Raw genomic sequence first — 3643 nt, 5'->3', positions numbered from 1 at the left:
GCAGATTTACAGTCTGCTCCCTTTGGCCGCTCGGGAACCCCACCGGACTTGATGGTGCCGACTACCGGAATCGAACTGGTGACCTACTGATTACAAGTCAGTTGCTCTACCTACTGAGCTAAGTCGGCATCAAGTAGCGCGCATTTTATGGATACCTGCGTGCTCATGCAACTAAAAAATTGCATAAAATGTTCTTCCGCTCACATTTTGCACTATACGCCCGATAAATAATCTATTTCTTATCTGAATTGCACAAATTTCCAACGTTGAGCGTTATAACCGGAGAGGGTTTTGCTCCGTTATTCACGTCCAGACAGAGAGAAAGCACATCTTTATACATCTGGAATACTCGTCACAATGCTTTTCAGGGGACGATTTTTTCTTATTATTCCCCCTCATCTGGTGTTACCCTCCTGCCCATTGTCCAAATTAACTGAAATGTGCGTGCCATTGCGTGCCGGGGATGATTTCGTTTTTTACCGCAGACCTGATATAGCAATGACAGCCAGACCATGCGTATGAGTATAAAAGAGCAAGCGTTAACGTCGCCTTACCTACAGTTTGATCGCAACCAGTGGGCTGCGCTTCGTGATTCCGTGCCGATGACCCTGACCGAGGAAGAGATTGCTCGTCTTAAAGGCATTAACGAAGACTTATCGCTGGAAGAAGTTGCCGAGATTTATTTGCCTCTATCGCGTTTGCTAAATTTTTACATCAGTTCGAACCTGCGACGTCAGGCAGTGCTGGAGCAATTTTTAGGCACGAATGGCGAGCGTATTCCTTATATCATTAGTATTGCTGGCAGCGTCGCCGTCGGTAAAAGTACGACAGCGCGCGTTTTGCAGGCACTGCTTAGCCGCTGGCCAGAGCACCGCAAAGTTGAGCTGATTACGACCGATGGGTTTCTTCACCCAAACCAGGTGTTGAAAGAACGCGGGCTCATGAAGAAGAAAGGCTTCCCTCAGTCTTATGATATGCACCGTCTGGTAAAATTTGTTTCCGACCTGAAGTCAGGCGTCCCTAACGTCACAGCGCCGGTCTATTCTCATCTGATCTATGATGTGATCCCTGATGGTGACAAAACCGTTGCCCAGCCGGATATATTGATTCTCGAGGGGTTAAATGTATTACAAAGCGGAATGGACTATCCCCACGACCCGCATCATGTATTTGTTTCTGACTTCGTCGATTTTTCTATTTACGTTGATGCGCCAGAAGAATTACTCCAGACATGGTATATCAACCGCTTCCTGAAATTCCGTGAAGGGGCATTTACCAACCCTGACTCTTATTTCCATAACTATGCGAAATTGTCCGAAGATGAGGCTATCAATACAGCAATGTCGCTCTGGAAAGAGATTAACTGGTTGAATTTAAAACAAAACATACTACCTACGCGTGAGCGGGCCAGTTTAATCATGACCAAGAGCGCCAATCATGCCGTTGAGCAAGTCAGGTTAAGAAAATAAATAAAAAAGGGGAGCCGATGCTCCCCTTCTTCTTATTATTCAGCGCTTCTGAGCGATATTTCCCCACCCATCCATGGCTTTATCTCACCATTCTGCTCAAGCAATAGTGCACCTTGAGCATCTATTCCCCGCGAGATACCAAATATCTCTTTATCGCCAATAATGAGTTTAACCGGGCGGTTGATAAAGTTATCAAGTGCCTTCCAGCGTGATAAATAAGGCACTAACCCCTCTTGCTCAAACAGTATCAGTGCAGCACGAAGCTCGCGGATCAGTCGAGCCGCAAGAGTATTACGGTCAATGTTTATGCCTGCTTCCTGTAGGTTAATCCACCCCTGATTAACCACATTCTCTTCGACCCGGCGCATAGACATGTTAATTCCGGCACCAATAACGATTTGTGCGGCATCACCCGTCTTACCAGTGAGTTCTACCAGGATCCCTGCCAGTTTACGATCGAGCAAATAGAGATCATTAGGCCATTTAACACGAACTTTATCCGCACCCAGATCGCGTAAAACCTCAGCCATGACGATACCAATGACCAGACTCAGGCCAATTGCAGCGGCCGGGCCCTGCTCCAGGCGCCAGAACATAGAGAGATACAGGTTAGCACCAAATGGCGAAAACCATTTACGCCCACGCCGACCACGACCAGCCTGCTGATACTCCGCCACGCAGGCATCTCCGGATTCCAGTTGCCCAATTCGATCCAGCAGATACTGGTTGGTTGAATCGATTACGGGTAGAACAGTAATGTTTCCGCCGCCCAGCTGAGAATGAATAAGTGATGAATCTAATAGCTGGATAGGTTCAGGTAAGCTATATCCTTTACCAGGGACAGTAAATACATCAACACCCCAGTCACGTAGCGTCTGGACATGCTTATTGATTGCCGCACGGCTCATTCCCAGCGTTTCACCGAGTTGCTCACCGGAGTGAAATTCGCCATCGGCTAATAATGAAATAAGCGTCAGGGGGACGGTATTATCCTTCATGCAACGATCTCCACGGCATTCACCTCACCCTGCGGGCCGATAAACCGGACTTCCGGTTCGAGCCAGACATTGAATTTCTCACCGACTTTTTGGCGTACGTGATGCGCAAGTTGCACCACATCCTGACTCGTCGCATGCTCTGCATTTATCAGCACCAGTGCCTGCTGCTGATGTACCGCTGCGCCACCAATGCGCATGCCTTTAAGCTGGCATTGATCGATAAGCCAGCCAGCAGCCAGTTTCACAGAACCATCAGCCTGCGGATAATGAGGCGCAATCGGAAATTTCGCCAGTAGTTCCTGTGCGATATCCGAACTGACAACCGGATTTTTGAAGAAACTCCCCGCATTACCGTTTACTTTTGGATCGGGCAGCTTTGTGGTGCGCATATGACAAACAGAATCAAAAACCTGCTGAGGTGTTACCGTTGCAGGATCCAGGCGCGTCAGGTCACCGTAAGTGAGGACGGGCTGCCACTGTTTAGGTAAACGCAGCCCAACGGCTACAATCGCGAAACGATCCTGGTACTCATGCTTGAAGATACTGTCGCGGTATCCAAATCGGCATTCTGTGGCACTTACACGCAGATGCTTACCGGTAGCCAGTTCAATGCAGTCCACATATTCGCAAACACGCTGAAGTTCCACACCATAAGCACCAATATTCTGGATTGGCGATGAGCCAACACAGCCGGGAATAAGCGCCAGGTTTTCCAGTCCAGGCATGCCAAGCTGCAATGTATGCTGTACCAGATGATGCCAGTTCTCACCAGCCCCAACGTGTAGGTACCACGCGTCAGGCTTCTCTGTAACCTCTATACCTTTGATACGGTTGACGATCACCGTTCCCTGGAAGGTATCAAGAAACAGGACGTTACTCCCTTCGCCCAGGATCAGTACTGGATGATGTGATGCATTGGCTAATTGCCAGGCATTCAGTAGTTGTTGCTCATTTTCGGCGCGGACAAGTTCATTAGCTTGTTGATCGATACCGAAGGTGTTCCAGGCTTTAAGGGAGTGATTCATAGACGCTTTCCTGATGCAAAATCGCGCTTAGTTTACCGCATATGCTGCAGGATGGCTTGTGTTATGGAGGCTCAGGATGTTGCTTTGCCCCCGATGGTACGCGCTGCAGCCGTACTTATTGCCTGATGCGCTGCGCTTATCAGGCCTACAA

The 3643-nt window shown here is 48.6% G+C and carries 3 protein-coding genes, 1 tRNA gene and 1 pseudogene; 2 read left to right on the top strand and 3 right to left on the bottom strand.

All coding sequences use genetic code 11. The annotated features are described in order from the left end of the window. Nucleotides 1–52 precede the first annotated feature (52 nt). A tRNA-Thr gene (locus tag FDX03_RS21160) sits at nt 53–128 on the bottom strand. Nucleotides 129–147: 19 nt separating this feature from the next. Here FDX03_RS21160 and FDX03_RS23770 point away from each other — a divergent pair. Both FDX03_RS23770 and coaA read left to right on the top strand, forming a co-directional pair. Further along, a pseudogene (locus FDX03_RS23770) lies at nt 148–216 on the top strand (hypothetical protein); the annotation flags it as partial. A gap of 302 nt (nt 217–518) precedes the next feature. Further along, nucleotides 519–1469 (top strand): type I pantothenate kinase, encoded by a 951-nt coding sequence (gene coaA, locus FDX03_RS21155; RefSeq protein ID WP_040232296.1) that lies wholly within the window; start codon nt 519–521, stop codon nt 1467–1469. Nucleotides 1470–1504: 35 nt separating this feature from the next. On the opposite strand, the gene birA is transcribed toward coaA, so the two are convergent. Both birA and murB read right to left on the bottom strand, forming a co-directional pair. Beyond that, nucleotides 1505–2467 (bottom strand): bifunctional biotin--[acetyl-CoA-carboxylase] ligase/biotin operon repressor BirA, encoded by a 963-nt coding sequence (gene birA / locus FDX03_RS21150; RefSeq protein ID WP_115644119.1) that lies wholly within the window; start codon nt 2465–2467, stop codon nt 1505–1507. Beyond that, a complete protein-coding gene (gene murB / locus FDX03_RS21145) occupies nt 2464–3492 on the bottom strand; it encodes a UDP-N-acetylmuramate dehydrogenase (protein ID WP_048214126.1) in 1029 nt (342 codons plus the stop codon). Before murB ends, birA begins: the two co-directional genes overlap by 4 nt. Nucleotides 3493–3643 lie beyond the last annotated feature (151 nt).

The sequence above is a fragment of the Citrobacter sp. wls827 genome, assembly GCF_005280875.1.
GTDB classification, from domain to species: Bacteria; Pseudomonadota; Gammaproteobacteria; order Enterobacterales; family Enterobacteriaceae; genus Citrobacter; species Citrobacter youngae.
The sequence above is the reverse complement of the archived record's forward strand: the minus strand, read 5'-3'. Positions and strand labels throughout refer to the sequence as shown.

Coding starts and splice junctions, on each gene's coding strand:
- murB (WP_048214126.1), bottom strand. CDS start 3,492: ATGAATCACTCCCTTAAAGCCTGGAACACCTTCGGTATCGATCAACAA.
- birA (WP_115644119.1), bottom strand. CDS start 2,467: ATGAAGGATAATACCGTCCCCCTGACGCTTATTTCATTATTAGCCGAT.
- coaA (WP_040232296.1), top strand. CDS start 519: ATGAGTATAAAAGAGCAAGCGTTAACGTCGCCTTACCTACAGTTTGAT.